The sequence below is a fragment of the Lacticaseibacillus sp. 53-4 genome, from assembly GCF_016861805.1.
In the GTDB taxonomy this organism is placed as follows: Bacteria; Bacillota; Bacilli; order Lactobacillales; family Lactobacillaceae; genus Lacticaseibacillus.
The window spans coordinates 20,972-41,511 of the sequence record NZ_BOLT01000009.1; the positions used below are offsets into that span (position 1 = coordinate 20,972).

Genomic DNA, 20,540 nt, shown 5'->3' on the forward strand with positions numbered 1-20,540 from the left:
ATTAATGCGTGCCACACTCGCGCTTCGTGCCGCCAACGCGGAAGTACGACGCAGCCGCAAACGAAAGGAAGCTTTTGATATGATCAAACACAAGGCAATTATGATTGGTGCCGGCCTGGCCAACATGGCCGCGGCCGTGTACTTGATTCAGGAAGGCAAATGGGATGGCTCGGCCATCACCTTCTACAGTCTGGACGACCACGGCTCCAATGACGGCAGCGCCGCCACTGACCAGGCCGCTGAATACTGGAACAAGGCGCACCCGCTGGACAACACCAAGGGCTACATCGCCCGCGGCGGCCGCATGCTCAACTACCGCACCTACGTCGATTTGATGGATCTGCTCAGCCGCGTGCAGTCCGTTACCGAACCCGGCATGACCGCGGCTGAAGACACCCGCGATTTTGACAGCAAGCACCGCACTTTCGATAAGGCCCGCCTGCTGCGCCGCGGTGAAGGCATCGTCAACGCCTCGCACCTCGGCCTGAATAACCAGGACCGGATGCTGCTGACCAAGCTGGTCATGATGCCGGACAAGGACGAGGAGCAACTCGATAACGTCACCATCGCCGACTACTTCCAAGACGACCCGCACATGTTCACCACCAACTTCTGGTACATGTGGGAGACCACGTTTGCCTTCCGCACCCAAAGCAGTGCGCAGGAGCTGCGGCGTTACATGCACATGATGCTGTACGAATTCACGCAGATCGAGCATCTAGTCGGCGTCAACCGCACGCGCTACAATCAGTACGAAAGCATCATGATGCCCCTGATCAAGTACTTACAGGATCAGGGCGTCAACATCGTCCTGGACAAAATCGTCTCCGACTGGAACTTCAAGGACTCCAAGATGCAGGATGAAATTACGGTCACCGATCTGGAAGTGACTGACGCCAACACTGGCGACGTCGAACATGTCAATGTCGACGATGACACGGCGGTGATTTTCACCAACGGCTCAATCACTGATTCTGCCACCATTGGCGACTACCATACTCCGGCACGCGAGAATATGGACTACGGCATCGCCGCCAGCCTGTGGAAAAAGGCCGCGAGTCACTTCTACAACCTCGGCAACCCAGACAAGTTCTTTGCCGACCGGGATGCATCCGAGTGGGTCAGCTTCACGTTGACCACCAAGGACCACCTGCTGCTCAACGAGATCACGCGCATCACGACCCAGGTGCCTGGCAACGCGCTGAACTCATTTTTGAGCACGGCGCCGATTACACCGCTGGGTCAGCCCGACGTCAACATGTCGATTGTGGTTCACCATCAGCCCCATTTCACCACGCAAAAGCCCGACGAAAGCGTCATTTGGGGCTACTTCCTGTACCCGCGTCGCACCGGTGAGTTTGTGCAGAAGCCATACATCGAGATGACCGGCGAGGAAATGCTGAAAGAGCTGCTCGGCCAACTGTCGATGGTCGATCCGGGTCCCATCAACATCAAGGAACACGAGCAAGCCATCATGGATTCGGTGATCAACTGCATCCCCGTTTACATGCCTTACGCCTCTGCCCTGTTCAACAACCGCGCCAAGGCTGACCGGCCGCTAGTCATTCCGGCGCACTCGACCAACCTCGCCTTCACCGGTGAGTTCGCTGAGCAGCCGTACCAGATGGTCTTCACTGAGCAAAGCGCCGTCCGCTCCGGCGAGATCGCCGCGTACCACTTCGCCGGCATCCCGATGAGCCACTTGGTCAAGACGCCGCGCTACGACAAGGACATCCCGACTTTGTTGCGGGCCACCAAGAAAATGTTTGAATAACTCCGCTGGTTTGCGGGAACCAACGAGCCTGATAATCGGTCGTCATCGTGACGGCCGGTTTTTTGATTGATTTTTACACCACGAAAAAAGCGGCCCTCATCACGAGAACCGCTGCGCTTGATTACAGAAATTGAGGGTGAAACTTGAAGCTGACCTCAGGATCCGGGGACAGATCGGTCAGACTCAGGTGGAAGGCGTTTTGCCGATCAAACCGTTTGGTGTTGCCGGCCACAAAGATGTACACATCCTTGGTGTTGATCTCCAGCTGCAAGGTTTCGCCGTTTTCGATTGGCAGGCACTGGGCAAAGCCGTTGAGCATCACGTACACCGTCCCACCTAGCCGATTCTTCTCGCGGGTGATGGTCAGCGTATGCGGCACGGCGAGGCGTTCTTCAGCGCTCGCATCATGCGGCTGCGCGTCAAAGCGCCGGCCGCAGACGAGGCACTGCACTTCGATGGGTTTGAAGGCGACCGGTTGCACCGAATCATCTTCCATCACCATATCCATCCGCAATTTGCGGTGCGAAAGACGCACCGGCACAAAATGGTCAGCCCCGCAGTGCGGGCAGGAAAGCCCAGCCAAGCTTGGATATGTGATCGCACCAATATCATCGATTGGCGCGAACGCCATGTCTTGCGAAATCATGATAGCCCCCCTGACTCGCCCCAACGCGAGCCGCTGTAATTTGAAAACGAGAGCTAGCATACTGCTTGCCTCTGGCAATGTCAAGCATTCGGCTCAGACCGCATCAGAATGGGGCTGCCGGCTACTTTTCCCACATCAAAAAAGGCGGCTAAACAGCCGCCTTTCTGAAAAGTCAAATATCGATTCGTGATTGTTCAAGTCGCCTCAATCAGTCGCGATATCCTTCTGGATGACAATGCGCTCATACAGCCACACGGTCAGCAGGTAGTATACAGCATACAGCACTAGGAACAACCCGAACGGCAGCAGCAAGTGACCATAAGGCTCCTGAAGTAGACCGACAAACATCTTCAGGCCAAACAGCACGTGGATCACGCCAAGTAGGCCAGGAAAGAAGAACAGGGCCCCGATCTCCTGGCGCACGGACTTGCGCAGCAGGCCTGGCCGCACGCCGATTTTTTGCAGCATCAGATAGCGGCTTTGGTCATAGGACGCTCCGCTGAGAATCTTGAACATCAAGGTCGACGCGAGCATGGCTAGGAACGCGATGCCCAGGAAGAAGCCCATAAAGGCCATCCCCGAAAAGGCGCCGTTGATCATGTCGTAATAGGTAAACTTCTGCCCGTAAACGGCGGTGCTTTCTTTGCCGTACTGGGCGACGATGGCCTTGTTCAACGCTGAGAGCTGGTCGTAGTTAGCCGTGAAGTCCTTCAGCCGCCAGGTGTGCGCAGTTTGCACTGGACTAGTCAAGGCGGCAAATTGGCTTGCGGTCAGTACGGCGAGCTGCTTGCCCTGCGCTTTGGCCGGCAAAAACTGGCCTAACTGGCTATCGTAATCGCCGCTCTTCTGAGCAAAATTGGCGGCGGTCAGCTTTGTGAATTTGACCGGCCCACGGGCAAACTGAACCACCAGCACTGGGTCACGGTCCAGTTCCGAAGCGTTGAAGTAAACGTGCTTGGCGTCTTGTTTGAGGTGGTAGTTGATCTGGGCCTTGACCCCGGTCAGCTGGCGCGCCTTGGCCATGGTGGCCGCATTCGGATCAACGACGACCGTATCGTACGCATTTTGCTTCGAGGCCAGGTCCGGGATGTCATGCTCAAATCCCAGCCCGACGGTAATGGCACCGAGGGCCAGCGCAAACAGAATGGACACGACAGCCAGAATCCGAGTGTAATCTCGGATGCGAAAACTGAGCTGGCTGAGCGTGAACGTGTGCAGGCCCTTGGCGGCAAAGCGCTTATTCTTTTTCAGCAGGCCGATCAGCCACACCAGCAGCGCATTAAACAGAAAATAGGAACCCAGCACGATGGTGACCAGCGCAATTGCGATGCCGGCCAGGACCAGCTTGGCCAGCTGGCTCATCGCCCAATACCCGATTGCCAGCAGCACCACCGCCAAAACGGCCTGAATCCCCAGCACCCATTTTTTTGTCTTCAGCCGGTTCGGGGTCGTGGCCGCGTGCAGCAGGTCCAGCAGCGGTGTTTTAAGCAGGTTGTGCGCGTTGATCAGCGCGCCGACCACAAACATCAGCAGGAAAAAGACAAACGTCCACATGATTGCCGGCGGCCAAACCACGGAAAAATGCGTCGCCGGGGCGTGCAGCTGCGCCATTAAGACGTGTCCGGCCACGCCGGTCAGGCCCATGCCTAAGGCGATGCCGACCACGGCGGCGAGCACGCCGACCGTGACCGTCTCAATAAAAATCAACTGCGCAATTTTGCGACTTTTGGCGCCGAGCATCATGAACATCGCGTAGTCGCGCTGGCGCATACTCATCAGGAAACTGTTGGCGTAAACGATGTACACCGTTGTGATGATCACCAGCAGAACCTCCCCAAAGCCGAAGATGAACGAGGTCATCCCCACCATGGTGTTGGCGGTCAGAAACGCCTTGTTGGTTGCGAGGCTGAGAAACATGTAAAACACCGCGCTGCCGATCACCAGTCCGGAAAACAGGACCGCGTAATCGCGAAAGCGGGAGCGGATCCCGCCGAGTGCTAATTTGCGTAACATCTTCCCGCCTCCTTACTGCTGAAATGTGCCCAGGGTCGTTAAAATCTCCTGGTAGAACTGCTCCTGCGTCTTTTCGCCGTGCACCAGCTCCTGGCCGATTTGGCCATCCTTGATGAACAGGATGCGCTTGGCGTAGCTGGCAGAAAACGGGTCATGCGTCACCAGCAGGATCGACACATGCTGCTGGTCATTCAGCTGCGCCATCGTATTCAGCAGCTCGCGTGCGGACTGCGAGTCCAAGGCCCCGGTCGGCTCATCGCCAAACAGGATTGCCGGCTGCTGCACCAAGGCGCGGGCGGCCGCGACGCGTTGCTTTTGGCCGCCGGACAGCTCCGTTGGGTAGTGGTCGAGCACCGCATCGATACCTAGCGTCTGGGCGATTTGGGTCACTGCCGTCTGCTGCTGGGCACTTTTGACGTTTTGAAGCGCCATCGGCAGCGCAATGTTTTCGCGGGCCGTCAAGTTCTCAAGTAAGTTGAAGTCCTGGAAAATAAACCCGACTCGCTTGGCCCGAAAATCAGACAGCTGGTTGCCCCGCAACGCGGTGACGTCCTGGCCGTTGATTGCGACGCTTCCGGAAGTCGGCCGGTCCAGTGTGCTTAAAATGTTGAGCAGCGTGGTTTTACCGGAGCCGCTGGCCCCCATGATGCCGACAAATTCGCCGGGCTGCACATCAAACGTGATGCCTTTCAAGGCCTGATACTGCTTTTCGCCGCGCTTGCCATAAGTTTTGGTGACGTCCTTAACGCTGACGACCGGTTGCTCTGCCATGTTGATTCCTCCATTTGAGGCGAGTGCCCCCTAATTTGTCCATGCCAATATCGTAACGTAAAACGCCGCGCTGTGACCTTACGTTTTGCGGGTGGCCGCTAACAACTCTGTAAGTCGCTTAACCATTTCTCAACATATTTTCTGAAATGGCCTAGAATTTTCTGAAAAGACGTCTAGAATTAATCAATAGTGTCATAAGTAAACTGTGCAAGTTTGCCGCACAGTGCCCGTGAGGAGAGTGGTCATGGCCCGCAACAAAGCCCCCGGCCCTCGGTTTGTTGAACGTCACTGACAGCTGAGGAGTAATCAAATGAATAATGAATTAGACGAAAAAAATCATTACATTCCATGGTTCATCATCGCCCTGATGGACTTCGTCACCGTGATTGGCTTTGATGATATTATTTATAATTTTCGCAATCAGGGCTTGGTCGCGCTGTTCACCTGGGTGCTGATGACGTTCTTTTACGTCATCCCCTACAACCTGATCGTCGCGCACATGGGGTCGACCTTCTCTGACGAAGGCGGCGGCATCACGTCCTGGATGCGCCGGACCAACGGCGATACGGTCGGCTACTTTGCCGGCTGGTTTTACTGGATCACTGAACTGCCTTACGTTGTGGACGTGGCCAACTCAGTCATCATTTCCGCCGGCTGGATCCTTAACGGCGACGGCAACATTCAGTCGCACATGGGGAACGCGTGGTTCGGAATTCTGTCCGCCTTCGTGTTCGTGGTCTTCATCTGGCTCGAGCACCTCTTCAAGAACAAGAGCTTGGAGGTCATGTCCACTATCGGCGGGATCGCCATGTTTGGGATGACGGTGATGTTTGTCATCATGACGTTCGTCGGCCTGAAGCAGGGCCGGCCGATCGCCACCCATCCGTTCAACCTGCAGGCCTTCATGCCGAAGCACTTCTGGTCCTTCCGCTTTCTGTCCACGTTCGGCCTGTTCGTCTTCGCGATGAACGGCTCCGAAATGGCCGCGCCGTACACGGGCAACATGAAGCACCCGAGTCGCGATTTTCCCAAGTCGCTGAAGATGATCGCCATCATGACCATGTTCCTGACTCTATTTGGCACCTTCAGTCTGGGCGTCTACTTTAACGCCCACCACCTGCCGAACGACCTGAAAATGAACGGGAATTACTACGCATTTCAGCTGATCGGTCATCAGTTTGGCCTGGGCAACACGCTGCTGTACACCTTCACGGTCACGCAGCTGCTGTACGACCTGGCGCAGCTGGCCATTCTGCTGGACGGTTCTACTCGGATTTTCCTGGCCGACGTGAACAAACGCTTCCTGCCCAAGCAGCTGACCAAGAAGAACAGCGATGGCCTGCCGATCAACGGCTACTGGCTGACCACCGCGATTTGTGGCGTCATCATGGCTCTCGGCGGCCTGCTGCCGAAAATCAACGACATCTTCAACTGGCTGCTGGACCTGAACGGCATTGTATCGCCGTTTGCGACTTGCTTCCTGTTTTGGGCCTTCATGATGCTGCGGCGGCACTCCGACCAATTCAAGACCCCGGAATACACCTACATCAAGTCTGACAAGCTGGGCTTTCTGGTCGGCCTGTGGATGTTCGGCGTCACCTTCATTCTGGCGGTCATGGGCTTCTTCCCAACCGATTCAGATCCGAAGACCTTCGCCACCATGCTGACGCTAAATTTTGCGGTACCGGCAGGGATGATCATCCTGGGCTTCATGATGCCTTGGCTCGCCAAGCGGCAGCAAGCCCGCGGGGCGGCCTTCAGCGTTCGCGGCTGGCAGATCATCACCGTGCTACTCGCGATTGGGGCGGTCGCAGCCGTCAGCTACGGCATCGATGTGCGCCTGTTTGCGAGCCTTGCCGCCCTGCCTAAGCTGGCACTGGTCATTGTCTTCGACCTGCTTGCAGTGGGGCTCGTGCTGCTGATCACGCGCAACGGCCGCAAAGGCGTTAGCGCCGCGTGAAAGAATTAGTCACCATTTTACGCCACCATCGGCCAGACGGCTGGTGGCGTTTTTGTTTGGGCTCACCCAAATGTGTCCGAGTTTATTTTCATGCGGTTCAACATTCGTGGGACAATTTTCTCCAGTCACACCGGGTCCTTCATTTTAGGTGTTTACTGAAAACCAATATAGGGTAAAATGGGTAAGACAAAATTGTCTGACTTGGAGGAGCCCTATGCGCAGAAATAAAGCCCCGGGCCTTTGAGAGTTGACCGCACTTAGTCACACTCGGAGGAAAAAATGGATACTAAAGATAGAAAAGAATATATTCCATGGGTCATTGTCGGCCTGATGGATTTCGTCACCGTCATCGGCTTTGATGATATTATTTATAACTTCCAGAACCAAGGACTCGTCGCCGTCACCTCATGGGTCCTGATGACGTTCCTGTACGTGCTTCCTTACAACCTGATCGTCGCCCACATGGGCTCGACCTTCGCCGAACGCGGCGGCGGCATCACCTCATGGATGCGCGAAACCAACGGCGACACCGTCGGCTACTACGCCGCTTGGTTCTACTGGATCACCGGCCTGCCTTACGTTGTCGATGTCGCCAACTCGGTCGTCATCTCGCTGGGGTGGATCATCTCCGGTAACGGCAACATTCAGGCCCACCTGGGTAATGCCTGGTTTGGGATCACCACCGCCGCGATTTTCGTGGTCTTCATCTGGATCCAGCACCTGTTTAAGAACAAGTCACTGGAAGTGATGTCCACCATCGGCGGCGGGGCCATGTTCATCATGACCGTGCTGTTCGTCATCATGACCTTTGTGGGGCTGGCTAAGGGCAACCCGATTGCCACCCACCCGTTCAACTTCAAGGCGTTCATCCCCAAGGACTTCTTCTCACTGGGCTTCCTGTCCACGTTCGGTCTGTTCGTCTTCGCGATGAACGGCTCGGAACTGGCGGCGCCATACACCGCTGACATGAAGCACCCGGCCAAGGATTTCCCCAAGGCCCTGAAGATGATTGCCATCATGACGATGTTCCTGACTCTCCTTGGCACCTTTTCTTTGGGCGTGTACTTCAATGCCCACCACCTGCCGAACGATCTGAAAATGAACGGCTCCTACTACGCGTTCCTGCGTATCGGGGAGCAGTTCGGCATGGGTAAGAGCCTCATGTACGTGTTCGCCGGCGTGCAGGGCATTTACATGCTCGCCCAGCTGGCCGTCATCCTGGACGCCTCGACCCGCGTCTTCTTGTCGGATGTGGCCAAGCGCTTCATGCCGCGTCAGCTGACCAAGAAAAACAGCGACGGCCTGCCGATCAACGGCTACTGGATGACCACCATCCTGTGTGCCTTGATCATGGCGCTGGGCGGCCTGCTGCCGAAGATCAACGACATCTTCAACTGGCTGCTCAACCTGAACGGCATCGTGTCACCGGCCTCGACCTGCTTCCTGTTCTGGGCCTACCTGATGGTCCGCATTCACCCGGAGCGGTTCCCGAAGCCAAGCTACACTTACCTGAAGAACCGCCACGTGGCCATTTTCGTCGGCGCGTGGATGCTCGGCATCACCGCGCTGCTTGCACTGTTGGGCTTCTTCCCGACTGACGCCACTGCTGATACCTTCGCGCTGCAGCTGGCAATGAACATCATCGTGCCAATCGGCATGGTCGTGCTTGGCTTCATGATGCCGTGGATCGCCAAACGCCAGCAAAGCGGTAATGCGTTCAAGCCGACCACCTGGGTCTTGATCACCATCGTGACCGACGTTGCCTTGATTGCGCTTGTCAGCTACGGCTTAGCCACCAGTATCCTGGCAAACGCACCGGTCGCCCTCAAGTGGGGCGTCATCCTTGTGATCGACATTGTGATGGTCGCGGTAACCTTGTCCGCCACGCGCAACGGCCGGCGGGGGATCGTCACGGAAGAGAACTAACCTAAATTCACAACATCACGCAAAAGCCCCTGGCAAGTTTTCTAAACACTTGTCAGGGGCTTTCATTAGGTCGCGGCGAGGACCGATCCGCACCTCGAGCCTTCACAAAAATTCAACGGCGGCGAGCGACCGGCATTGGCACCGGCACATTGGTCCGTCTGCGCACGACCGTCAGCACAGCCACGGTACCGATGGTGAGCGCTCCTGCAATGATCAGCGTCGTGTGTAACATGGCGATTCCCCCTTTTTCTAAAGTATGCGCTGGTGAGTGCCCGCTTTTCACGTCTAACGCCTCGGCCCCAGCGTGTTACACTGGAGCTATTGGAGGGATGCGCGTATGACTTCTTACACACTGATTTACAATCCGGAGGCTGGGCGCAAAGGGGCCTCGGCAGTGGCTGAGCACATGGCCAGCCGCATCAAAGCAGCGGGCCACACCGCCCTCCTACAGCCGACCAAAGCCCCGGGCGACGCCACTGACTTGGCCTTTCACGCCAAAAGCGAGGTGGTCGTGGCCATCGGCGGCGACGGCACGATCAATCAGGTGGCCGGCGGGCTGGTCAAACGCCGCACCCCGCCGCGCCTAGGCATCATCCCCCAAGGCACCGTCAACAACTTGGCCAAGGTGCTGCACATCCCGCTGATGCCCGACCTGGCTCTGGTCAACCTGCTGGAAGGCACGCCGCATGACCTGGACATCGGCATCGTCAACGACCGCGTCATGATTTCAACGCTGACGCTGGGCGTGTTGGCCAACGCGGCGGTGTCCGTTTCGCAAAAAGACAAGCAGCGCTTCGGACCGATTGTGTATCTCACGCGCGGGCTGAACTCGCTGAGCCGCAACCAGCACTGGCACTTGAAAATCGCCGGAAACGGGACCACTTGGGAGCGCAACACCAGCTTTCTGTTGGTCACCATGACCAACTCGGTCGGCGGCTTTCGCAATTTTGCCCCGCAGGCCAAGCCCGACGACGGCCTGTTTCACGTCTTCGTCGCGCCAAAACCGACGCTTGGCGGCTTTTTGCTGATGCTGCCGTACTTTCTGACCGGGAATTTTGCCAAGCTGCCGGGGATGACGTACTTTGCCGCCGACAGTCTGACCATCGAGAACAAGACGCCGAATACGAAGCTCAAGAGTCGCATTGACGGCGACCCAAGCGTGGGCCTGCCCCTGCGCATGCAGGTAATCTCGGGCAAGGTTCAGGTCCTGACCAAGCCGGTCGAGCCGCTGGGCGAAAAGCTGGGTAAACTGGCCCAAGGCACGTCGCCAGCGCCGAAGGCCTAATTGGCTGGAATCGCCTAATCGTGTTAGACTGAAGGCATCTATAAGGAAAGGAGCCGACTTGCGATGCGCTTAAGAAAGGCAACGCCGACCAATGACTAATCGTTTTTGCGCTGCTTGCGAGCCGGTTTCACACGTCTGGGGAGCTTAGTGCGCCCCTTTTTTTGTGAAGTGCGGCAAGCAGTGCCCAATGGAGGATTTATGCAAGAAATACCTGAAAAAGTAATTATCGCCGGGATCTCCCGGATGCAAGAAAATTTTGACTACTCGATGCAGGAACTCAAGGAGCTTGCCTTGGCCCGCCACTATGACGTGGTCGGCGACACTCGCCAAAACCTGGACCGGCCAACCGGCGCCACCTATTTTGGCTCTGGCAAGGTTGAGGAAGTCGCGGAACTGGCGCGCGCCAATGACGCGACCACCGTGGTCATCAACGATGAGCTGTCCCCGTCGCAGCTGCGCAACCTGGAAAAGGAAATGAAGCTGCACGTCGTCGACCGCACTCAGCTGATTCTCGACATTTTTGCCTCGCGCGCGGCCAGCAAAACAGCTCAGGCGCAGGTCGAAATTGCCCAGCTGCAATACGCCCTGCCGCGTCTGCACCCGTCAGCGAATAAACTGGACCAGCAAGGCGGCGGTGGCGCCGGCGGTTTGGCTAACCGCGGCGCCGGTGAAACCAAGCTGGAAATGGACAAGCGGGTGCTGAACAAGCGCATCGCCCGGCTGCGGCGCGAGCTCAAGGACGCCGATGTCGGCGAGGAAGTGCGCCGCGCCCAGCGCAAAGAAAACAAGCTGCCTGTCGTCGCCTTAGTCGGTTACACGAACGCCGGCAAGTCCACAACAATGAACGGACTGCTGGACCGCTACACCGACCGCGGCGCCGACAAACAAGTTTTTGAAAAAGACATGCTGTTTGCGACCTTGGACACCTCGGTGCGTCAGATCAGCCTGAAGGACAACCGGAAGTTCCTGCTGTCCGACACGGTTGGCTTCGTGTCCAAGCTCCCGCATAACCTGATCGACTCGTTCAAAGCGACGCTGGCCGAGGCGGCCAACGCCGACCTCCTGATCCAGGTTGTCGACTATCACGACGAGCACTACCCAGAAATGATGAAGGTCACCACCGACACCCTGAAAAGCATCGGTATCGAGAATATCCCGATGATCGAGGCCTACAACAAGGCAGATCTGCGGCCCGGCACCCGCTTCCCTGAGGAGAACGGCAACACGCTGATATACTCCGCCAAGGATCCGGCGTCGCTGGACAAGCTGGTTCAGATGATCACGGCGCGTGTCTTCGCGGACTCCGCCGTTCACACCTACCTGATCCCGTTTGACCAGGGTCAGCTCGTCGATTTCATCAACCGCGAAACCGGTGTGATCAAGACTGAGTACGTGGAAAATGGCACGAAGGTCAAAACCACTGTCAACCCGATTCAGGCTGGCAAGCTGCGGCAGTATCTGGTTGAGGAAGACTAAGTCCCCAAACTCAATTGAATTAAGATTAAGGGCTAACTTCCGCTCTAACCGTCATAGGTAATCTGGCTTCGGCCTTACTGCCTGTGACGGTTTTTGTAAACTTTCTGAGTACAGGAGAAAGTTGGTATCTGGCGTATTCTTTATAAGATAATCAAAACATTTCACCCAGTCACATCAGTTGACGAATTCAGCCTTAAGGAGGACAACAGTGTGAGCTTATCAGAGCATCATCTCCTACTGAGCGCCGGCAACTCAGATGACGGCACCATTTGGTTGGACGTGACAACCGGGCAGTTAAGCTACGAGAATTACCTTGCCATCTTAGAAATGCTCTTTGATGAAATGAGAGATGATTTGGACCTGAAACTCAACGATGAAAAATTTCAAAGTGCTATTCGTGACTTAACCAGTGGCTAACTCGTTTTGTCAATTTGCAAATAGAAAAATACCGTCACACCAATGCCTTTTGTTTCCCGTTAAATCAGGTAACGCCACCATTTCGAATGATGCACCAGACACAGTCGAAAAATTCAATCTTCAAATCGTAATCTTGATGAACAACGCAAAGTGGCCAGCGGGGGCAAAAAGTCCCTCACTGGCCGCTTTGTACTTTTGGGAAGAAGCATAACCTAATCTTCGCTGTCGAGCGCCTCGTAAGACTGATCTCGCAGCGGCTGGCCGGACAGCTTAGCAATCAGCGTACCGCCGATCAGGCCGATCAGCATAAACGGCAGGAAGTCCATCGAAATGTTAAACAACGGAATGTAGGTGCTGGCAAACGCATCGATCCCCTTGAGCAGCGAAAGCGCTGGAAAGGCCGTGTAAAGTGAGTGCAACGCGTCGAGGACGGCCGGAATCAGCGTCATGAAGACGGTCGTTTTATAAATGATTGGGTTCTTGCCGATGAACGGGTGCAAGATGCCCAGCACGATCAGCGCGATGGCCAGCGGGTACAGCAGCATCAGCACTGGTGTGGACAGCGTGATGATGTCATTCAGCCCGAAGTTGGCGATGATGAACGAGCCCGTGCAGGTCAGTGGCAAAAACCGCTTGAAGCCGATTTTAGGAAAGCGGTGACCCAAGTCCTGCGACAGCGAGGTCACCAAACCGATAGCGGAGGTCAGACAGGCCAGCAGCGTCATCGCCGCAAGCAGCCCCGTGCCAATCAGCCCGGTGTAATGCGTCATGATTGCTGTGAACGCCGGGCCGCCATTGGCTGACAGCTTGGTAAAGTTCAGCGAGAGCACCCCCAGCGCGATCAGCAGCGCGTAGATGATTACCTCCAGACCCATGGCCAAGGCGCCAACCTTCGCCACATCCTTCGAGCGCTGAAGCGGCCGATTAACGCCGAAGAACCCAAGCGCAGTGACAATGGTGACCCCAAAGCCCAGGCCGGCCAGCGCATCCATGGTGTTGTAACCCTGCAAAAAGCCGTTGGTGAGGTTGCTGCCCGCCGCGGTGGCGTGCGTGGCGCGAAGCAGCGTCCCACCGTCCCCTTTGATGAGAAACGCCGCAATGAACGCGCTGGCCAGCAACAGCAGCAGCAACGGATTTAGGATTTTACCCACGTAATCGGTCATCTTCGACGGCTTGCGGGAAAAGAAGTACGCGGCGGCAAAGTAAAGCGCCGTGAACCCCAAAAGCCACCAGCGAGTATTTTCTTGGCCGATGAACGGTTGGACCGCCATTTCAAACGCGACCGTTGCCGTGCGCGGAGTCGCGATCAACAGGCCCAAGCTGGCGTGCGTGGCAATCAGGAAAAACAGCGCGAACCCGCGCCCGACCGGCCGGGCCAGGTGGAACATCGAATCGGATTCGGTCATCGAAATGGCGAGAATGGCCAGCAGCGGCAGCAGCACGGCCGACAGCAGAAACCCCAACGTGGCCGGAAGCCAGTTGCCGCCTGCCAGCTGACCTAAATGAATTGGGAAGATCAGGTTGCCGGCGCCAAAGAACAGGCCGAATAGCATGGAGCCTAAAGTGATGTACTGACGCTTGGTCAGCTTCGGATTAATGTTTGCCATAATGCTGCCTCCAATGAAAGATTAACGAAAAGGCGCGAGCTAGAGAGAATCCCGGAAGACAGGAAAAGCGCCCCTAGCAAATGATTTGCTAAGGGCGCTTGCGCGCGTTACCACCTTAATTCGCCTAGTCGTCGCCAACTAGACCTCTGAGCGTACGGCCGATTCATTCGGCAATATGCCATTGCTGTAATGGGCGCAATCCCAGGTGCAACTTCCGTAGTCGCCGCACCAACTCATAGCCTACTTTCGCTGATTGACCATCACCGCTTTCCACTCACCGCGGCTCACTGACATGGCTGACTCAGCTACTCTGCTACTCTTCGTCTTTATTGACAGTCATACTAAATGAAAATCTGATAAGTGTCAAGCACTTATGTGAGAAAAGTATGAGAGCTTCCGAGATTAATTCCGCTTGAAGGCCACGGTCAAAATCTGGTACGGCTTCAGCGCCAGGTCAAACGCGCCATCATCCCCAGCGGTCAGCTCAGCCACTGGCGATTCATCCAGCTCCACCCGCTCGGCACTGGCAAAAGCGAAGGTCGGCGAAATGCGCAGCTGCGTGTCGCCAGGCGTGTTGTTGTGCAACCGCAAGATGACCGCATCACCGTCCTCGCTCGCCTTGATGGCATCGACCTGAACCGCGTCCGCCTTTTCAAACGTGAACAGCGGCGTCAGGCCGCTCGCCGCATTTTGCCGCACGACCACGGGGTCGTTCAAGTCCGCGGCTGCTTCCGCCACGCGCCCTTCGATGAAGTCGCCACGGTGCGGCAGCAAGCTGTAGGTGAACTCGTGCAGTCCCTGATCCGCATCAGTATCCGGGTAGACCCCACACTTGATCAGAGACAACGACAGCCCGCGGTCAGTCGCCGCATAACCGTACTTGCTGTCGTTAAGCAGCGCCACCCCAAAGTTGCGCTGGGAGAAGTCGGCCCACTGGTGGCCGACGACCTCGAACTTGGCTTGTTCCCAGGAGGTGTTGCGGGCAACCGAGCGCTGAATGTTGCCGAACTGGATGTCGTACGTCGCCTGATCGGTCAGGACGTTCAGGTCAAAGCTGGTCCGCAGCAGCAGTTCGTGCTGATGCCAATCAGCCGTCGTCTTGAAGTCAAGCCGGCGTGAGTCATTTTCGGCAATCAACGTTTGCGTGACCGTCGACTGGTCAAACCGGTACTTGAAGACCACGCGGCAGCCGGCCGCTTCCTGATACGTCGTGATCGACTCAGCAGAAAGCGTGCGCGACTTATCCGGATAATCGGCATCAATGTTCCAGTTGGAAAATGAGGTCGGCCGGTCTTCATAAATGGTCAGAACATTGCCCAGGCCGCCTGTTTTGATGGCTTCCCGGTCGTTGTCCTTGTCGTACACGGAGGTCAGCTGCCCGGCCGCATTCCACTTGATCAGATAATGCGGGGTTTCGATCTGGTTCGTCTGGCTAGGGGTCGGTGCGGCCGCTTCACCAATTGGGGTGAAGGTCAACGCGGTTGTCCCCAAGGCCGGCACGGTGACATTAGGCAACACATAACCCGTGCCTAAGCGCTTCGCCTGAACCGTCGTCCCCGCCGCGGTCTTAAACTCACCTGCTTGTTTCTCAGGCACAAATGCCGCCGCTTTTTCGCCAAGCAGGGGATTGCTCAGCTCAATGCCGCTAGTTTCAGCAGTGCGCGCAGCCGTGATTTTGGCCAGTAGGTCAAAAGCCTCGGCGTAAAGCTTATCAACATCCTCGTAGGCCTCGCCAATGGCGGAACCCGGCAGCACGTCGTGGAACTGGTTGCGCAGTAAAATCTCCCAGGCCCGGTCGAATTCGGCCTTCGGGTATGGCGTCCCCTTTTCCACCAGCGCAGTAGTCGCCAGGATTTCGGCGCGGCGCAATGCGAGTTCAAGCTTGCGGTTGTTGCGCTTCGTCTTCGCCTGCGAGGTGTAAGTGCCGCGGTGGAACTCCAGGTAGAGCTCACCGTTCCACTCCGGATAGGTCTCCTCGTTGCCTTTGACTGACTGCTCCAGGTCATTGAAGAAATCGGCGACCGTCTTGTTCTTGGCGTGCGGCAGGCCTGGCAGCGCGTCGATCACGTGCAGGTTCTCAATCATTTCCTTGGTCGGACCGCCGCCGCCGTCACCAAAGCCATAAGGCATCAGCAGCACGTTGGACTTGTCCTTATCCTTGTACTCGTGGTAAGAGCCCATTACGACATGCGGCGAAATCTCACCGTTATAGGTGTAGTTCCAGACCTTGGACTGCGAGTAATCCTCGGTGCGTTCAACCGTGGTTAAAAATTGTGTCAGCACGCGGCTGCCATCCAGCCCGGTCCACATGAACAAGTCATGGGGCATCCGGTTGGTGTCATTCCAAGAAATTTTGATGGTCACAAACCGTTTGATGCCAAAGCCTTGCATGATTTGGGGCAGCGCGTACGAGTACCCAAAAACATCCGGCAACCACATCACGGTTTGCTTGTGGTGGAATTTTTGCTCAAAGTAGCGCGTCCCGTACAGGAATTGGCGCACCAGGGCCTCACCGCTTGGCAGGTTCGTGTCCGGCTCCAGCCAGGTGCCGCCGTCCGGCTCCCAGCGGCCTTCTGCTGCGCGCGCCTGAATCTGCTTGAACATCTCCGGGTCGTCTTCTTCAACAAACTTGTGCACTTGCGGGGTGGAATAGAAGAACTTGAAGTCGGGATAGCGGTCCATCAGGCGCAGCGCCGTCGCAAACGACCGGCGCGCCTTTTCACGCGTGTGGCGGTACCGCCAGAGCCAGGCCACATCGATGTGCGTCTGACCAATAGCATCGACAGCAAAGTCCAATTTTTCGTTTTGGTGCTTGGCAATGAAAGCATCGATCAGACTCAGCGCCTGCTCGGCGTCCTGTTCAGTTTCCGCAGGGGTCGCCGTCGCCCAGAAAAAGCCCTTAAACGCGTGCTTGACCAAGCGAATGTAATCGTAGCGCAGCGGATTATCTTCGCTGAGTTCCGGAATCAGGTTGACGATGTTGCTCAGGTACCGGTATGCTCGGCGCACGGTCCGCCGCTCCGGCCCGCGCTGCGCGGTCGTGAAGACGTAATGCTGAATCTTTTTGGGCCCGCCGCCTTCCAGCCCGGTCCACATCATGATCTGAATATCGACGGTTTGGCCATCATACTCAGGCCCCAAAAACACCTCTTCGTGATTTGAGTCCACGGCCTGACGCGGCTTGCCGTTCAAAAACAGCAGTGCTTCAAACCCGGAGTTGTTGCCTTCCCCAGTCCGTCCCAGATCCAGGCGCAGCACGGTCTCACTGGCCTTGCTGGCGTGCACCTGCACCTTGAAGCGCAGCCAGTAGTAATCGTCGCGGCCGGACCAAGTATCGCCCACCTTGACGGGCTGCCAGTCGGCGTCTACCGGTGGCACGTCCCGGTGGTCTTCGCGGGTCTCATGCCAGATCTGCATGTCCTGAAGATCGCTGAAGCCAGCGTAAATGGCCTGGTGCAGCAGACGCACCTGCTGGTTCGCTTTGCGCTGATTAAATTCCTCTGTCATTGTTTGCCTCCTTGCTCACATTGGGGCAAGTATAGCGCATACAAATTTAAGTGAAAACATTGACATTTTATTTTAATTTGTTCCACCAAAAAACGCCATCTCCGAGCCGGCGATGACGTTGTGGAACTAGTTGAGGCGCCGGTCGATCACATGCGACGCGACCGACAACGCATAATTGACGATGAAGTAGAGCAGCGCCAGCGCGGCGAACATCGGAATCGTGTAATTGACGTTCTGCCCGTAAATGATCTGCGCGTGCTGCGTCAGTTCAGGCAGCAGGATGATCGTGGCCAAGCTGGTATCCTTAACCAGGGAAATGAACTGAGAAACCAGCGGCGGGATCATTTTCTTAAAGGCCTGGGGCAAGATGATCTGAATCATCGCCTGCGAGTAGGTCATGCCGTTGCTGCGCGCGGCCTCCATTTGACCGATCGGCACTGCGCCGATCCCGGACCGAATAATCTCGGCCAACATGGCAGACTCAAACACCGTCATCGCGATGATCGACGCCGGGATGACGGACAGCCGGATGCCGATGTTCGGCAGCGCGAAGTACGTGAAGAACAAAATCAGAAGCAGCGGCAGGTTGCGGATCAGGTCGATGATGAACCCAACGATGGCGCTGAAGTACTTGATTTTGACGTACCGAGCGACCCCCAGCAGCGTGCCGATGATGAAGCTGAAGAAGATGGACACCACCGAAACTTCGACGGTGACCCACAGACCGCGGAGCAGGTAGGACAGGTTGACAGCAGAGTAAGCATTAATAAAGTTTTGCATATTCTCGCTCCCCCTTCCTATGCCCGTGACCAGTGTTTTTCAAGGTACCGCATCGCGTACGACATCGGCATCGTGACCACCAGGTACAAGACCCCGACCACCAAGTAGGTGTCAAAGGTGTTAAAGGTGGTGGCTGCAATGATCTTGCCTTGATACATCAGGTCAAAGCCCGCAACGAAGGCCAGAATACTCGAATTCTTGACCAAGTTGATGAACTGATTGCCAAGCGACGGCACCACGATCTTGATGGCCTGCGGAAACACGATGTGCACCATGGCCTGCGTGTAGCTGAGGCCGTTGCTGCGGGCGCCTTCCATCTGGCCGGCGGGCACGGCCTGGATCCCGGCACGCACAGTTTCGGCGATGAAGGCCGAGGTGTAGATTGTCAGGCCAATGGTCCCGGCAGTGAAGCCGTCCATCTGCATCACAAACTGCGGCACGATGACGTAAAAGGCCATTGTGATAACCAGCAGCGGAATGTTGCGAATGAACTCAACGTAAGCCTTGCCGATGACGCGGACCCATTTCTTGTGCGAAATCTCAAGCAGCGCAAACACCGTGCCGATGATCAAGCTGGCGACCAAGGCGATAATCGAGGAAAGCAGCGTGTAACCCAGCCCGGAAATCAGGGTGCCAAAATTGTTCGTCAAGATGTTGATCATGGCTGCACCTCCTGAACGTCAAAGCCCGGCACGTCGCTGAACCATTTCTTAAGCAAGCGTTCGTAAGTTCCGTTTTTTTGCAGCGTGTCCAGCGCCTGGTTCATCGCGTTGGTCAAATTGGTCTGGCCTTTGTTCATCGCGATGCCATACGGCTCCTTGGTGAAGGTGCCGCCGACCACCACGTAACGCGGATCCTGCTGCGACATCCCGTAAAGGATGCCGTTATCAGTCGTCAACGCGTCGCCTTGATGGGACTTCAGCGCCGTGAACGCCTGCGAGTAATCGGACAGCTGCAGCACCCGGGTATCTGGCGCCGCCTTTTTAATGTTGTCCACCGAGTTTGAGCCCTGAACCCCGATAACTGAGGTGCCCTTCTTCAGGTCCTTGACTGACTTGATCTTACTGCCCTTGGCAACCAGCAGCGACTGGCCGGCAGAAAAGTAGCTCTTGGAAAAGTTGAGCTGCTTGAGCCGCTCTGGCGTGATCGTCATGGTGCCGATCACGGCGTCGACGTTACCCGCCTTTAGCATTGGCACGCGGGTGTCCGAGGTGATTTGGGTCAGCTCTGCCTTGCCATTTTTGCCCAGGATCTGTTTGGTCAAGGCCTTCGCCATGTCTACTTCAAACCCTTGGATCTGGCCAGTCTTAGTATTCATCAGCCCGAACAGGCGGGTGTCGGCCTTGACGCCCCAAACGATCTTATCGGTCCGCTTGGCGCGGGCCAGCGCATCGCTATCTGCCACGGACTTGCCGCAGCCGCTCACCACCAGGAGCATGGCAAGAGCGGCAAAAAGCACGCCGAGGCGGCGAATTCTTTTAGCCATAGTCTCCCCTCCTAGTGGTTCAAGATCTTACTGATGAATTCCTGCGCCCGCGGTTCCTTCGGGTGATCGAAGAAGCCGGCCACGTCGGAAGAGTCCTCGAGGATCTGGCCGTCCGCCATGAAGACGATGCGGTCGCCCACGCGCTTGGCAAAACCCATTTCGTGGGTGACCACGACCATCGTCATGCCCTGCTTGGCAATTTTTTGCATGACGTCCAACACGTCGCCAATCATTTCCGGATCAAGCGCCGACGTCGGTTCATCAAATAAAATGGCGCGCGGATTCATTGCGAGCGACCGTGCGATGGCGACCCGCTGCTTCTGGCCCCCGGACAGGGCGGCTGGCAACTTGGGCGCCTGGTCGGCGAGCCCGACCATGTCCAGCAGATCCATGGCCTCCTTCTTGGCTTTTGCCTGATCCTCTTTGAGCACCAATGTCGGCCCCAGGGTGATATTTTCGAGCACCGTCTTATTTGCGTAAAGATTGAAGTGCTGGAAAACCATGCCGACGTTCTTGCGGATGCGGTTCATGTCCGTTTTTTTGTCCGCCAGATCGAAATCGTTGACGATCAATTGACCGGAAGTGATTCGCTCCAGGCCGTTAATCGTGCGCAGCAGCGTACTTTTGCCCGAGCCAGAGGGCCCGATGATGGTCACGACCTCACCACGGTCGATGGTCAGATTGATGTTCTTTAACGCGTGAAACTTTCCATAGTATTTCTCGACGTCGTGAAATTCGATCATTGACATCGTGATTCCCCCTTTACGCAAGCAAAATATAGTGCGCAGTGCTTGCGTCTAGAATACCGCGTCAGGACAACTGTTTGCAAGAATAATGACCTGCAAATTAGGTGTCAAGTCACGGCTTGATAACCACCCGCACGCTCTGCTAG

General features: G+C 56.3%; 15 protein-coding genes. 6 read left to right on the plus strand and 9 right to left on the minus strand.

What is annotated here, in order from left to right; translation table 11 throughout:
• Positions 1-4: 4 nt before the first annotated feature.
• Positions 5-1,774, plus strand: coding sequence for an oleate hydratase (locus JUF21_RS05185; RefSeq protein ID WP_203624333.1), 1,770 nt, complete (start codon positions 5-7; stop codon positions 1,772-1,774).
• Between the two features lie 121 nt (positions 1,775-1,895).
• Here JUF21_RS05185 and JUF21_RS05190 read toward each other — a convergent pair whose 3' ends face one another.
• The 3 genes from JUF21_RS05190 to JUF21_RS05200 all read right to left on the minus strand — a co-directional run bounded on the left by JUF21_RS05190 (position 1,896) and on the right by JUF21_RS05200 (position 5,204).
• A complete protein-coding gene (locus JUF21_RS05190; protein ID WP_125754689.1) occupies positions 1,896-2,420 on the minus strand; it encodes a hypothetical protein in 525 nt (174 codons plus the stop codon).
• 204 nt (positions 2,421-2,624) lie between these two features.
• A complete protein-coding gene (locus JUF21_RS05195) occupies positions 2,625-4,433 on the minus strand; it encodes an FtsX-like permease family protein (RefSeq protein WP_203624100.1) in 1,809 nt (602 codons plus the stop codon).
• Positions 4,434-4,445: 12 nt separating this feature from the next.
• Complete coding sequence (locus JUF21_RS05200; protein ID WP_203624099.1) at positions 4,446-5,204, minus strand: ABC transporter ATP-binding protein; 759 nt, start codon at positions 5,202-5,204, stop codon at positions 4,446-4,448.
• A 310-nt stretch (positions 5,205-5,514) separates the two neighbouring features.
• Here JUF21_RS05200 and JUF21_RS05205 point away from each other — a divergent pair, with 310 nt between their 5' ends.
• From JUF21_RS05205 to JUF21_RS05225, 5 genes are all read left to right on the plus strand, one after another.
• Entirely contained in the window at positions 5,515-7,164 is a 1,650-nt protein-coding gene (locus tag JUF21_RS05205) for an APC family permease (protein WP_203624098.1), read from the plus strand.
• A 279-nt stretch (positions 7,165-7,443) separates the two neighbouring features.
• Positions 7,444-9,090, plus strand: a complete 1,647-nt coding sequence (locus tag JUF21_RS05210; protein WP_203624097.1) for an APC family permease — start codon at positions 7,444-7,446, stop codon at positions 9,088-9,090.
• Positions 9,091-9,427: 337 nt separating this feature from the next.
• Entirely contained in the window at positions 9,428-10,375 is a 948-nt protein-coding gene (locus tag JUF21_RS05215; RefSeq protein WP_203624096.1) for a diacylglycerol kinase family protein, read from the plus strand.
• A 198-nt stretch (positions 10,376-10,573) separates the two neighbouring features.
• A complete protein-coding gene (gene hflX / locus JUF21_RS05220) occupies positions 10,574-11,851 on the plus strand; it encodes a GTPase HflX (protein WP_203624095.1) in 1,278 nt (425 codons plus the stop codon).
• Positions 11,852-12,061: 210 nt separating this feature from the next.
• On the plus strand, positions 12,062-12,268 hold the full coding sequence (locus JUF21_RS05225) for a hypothetical protein (RefSeq protein WP_203624094.1): 207 nt from the start codon (positions 12,062-12,064) through the stop codon (positions 12,266-12,268).
• Positions 12,269-12,480: 212 nt separating this feature from the next.
• On the opposite strand, the gene brnQ is transcribed toward JUF21_RS05225, so the two are convergent.
• The 6 genes from brnQ to JUF21_RS05255 all read right to left on the minus strand — a co-directional run bounded on the left by brnQ (position 12,481) and on the right by JUF21_RS05255 (position 20,397).
• The gene (brnQ, locus tag JUF21_RS05230) at positions 12,481-13,875 is read right to left on the minus strand and encodes a branched-chain amino acid transport system II carrier protein (protein ID WP_203663321.1); all 1,395 of its coding nucleotides are present in this window, start codon (positions 13,873-13,875) and stop codon (positions 12,481-12,483) included.
• A 402-nt stretch (positions 13,876-14,277) separates the two neighbouring features.
• Positions 14,278-17,382: a glycoside hydrolase family 38 C-terminal domain-containing protein gene (locus JUF21_RS05235; RefSeq protein ID WP_203663328.1), complete on the minus strand. Its 3,105-nt coding sequence runs from the start codon at positions 17,380-17,382 to the stop codon at positions 14,278-14,280.
• A gap of 126 nt (positions 17,383-17,508) precedes the next feature.
• Entirely contained in the window at positions 17,509-18,162 is a 654-nt protein-coding gene (locus JUF21_RS05240) for an amino acid ABC transporter permease (RefSeq protein WP_203624091.1), read from the minus strand.
• Positions 18,163-18,179: 17 nt separating this feature from the next.
• Positions 18,180-18,824, minus strand: a complete 645-nt coding sequence (locus tag JUF21_RS05245) for an amino acid ABC transporter permease (protein ID WP_125756870.1) — start codon at positions 18,822-18,824, stop codon at positions 18,180-18,182.
• Complete coding sequence (locus tag JUF21_RS05250) at positions 18,821-19,648, minus strand: transporter substrate-binding domain-containing protein (RefSeq protein ID WP_203663331.1); 828 nt, start codon at positions 19,646-19,648, stop codon at positions 18,821-18,823. Before JUF21_RS05250 ends, JUF21_RS05245 begins: the two co-directional genes overlap by 4 nt.
• An 11-nt stretch (positions 19,649-19,659) precedes the next feature.
• Positions 19,660-20,397: an amino acid ABC transporter ATP-binding protein gene (locus JUF21_RS05255; RefSeq protein WP_304599160.1), complete on the minus strand. Its 738-nt coding sequence runs from the start codon at positions 20,395-20,397 to the stop codon at positions 19,660-19,662.
• Positions 20,398-20,540: the final 143 nt, after the last annotated feature.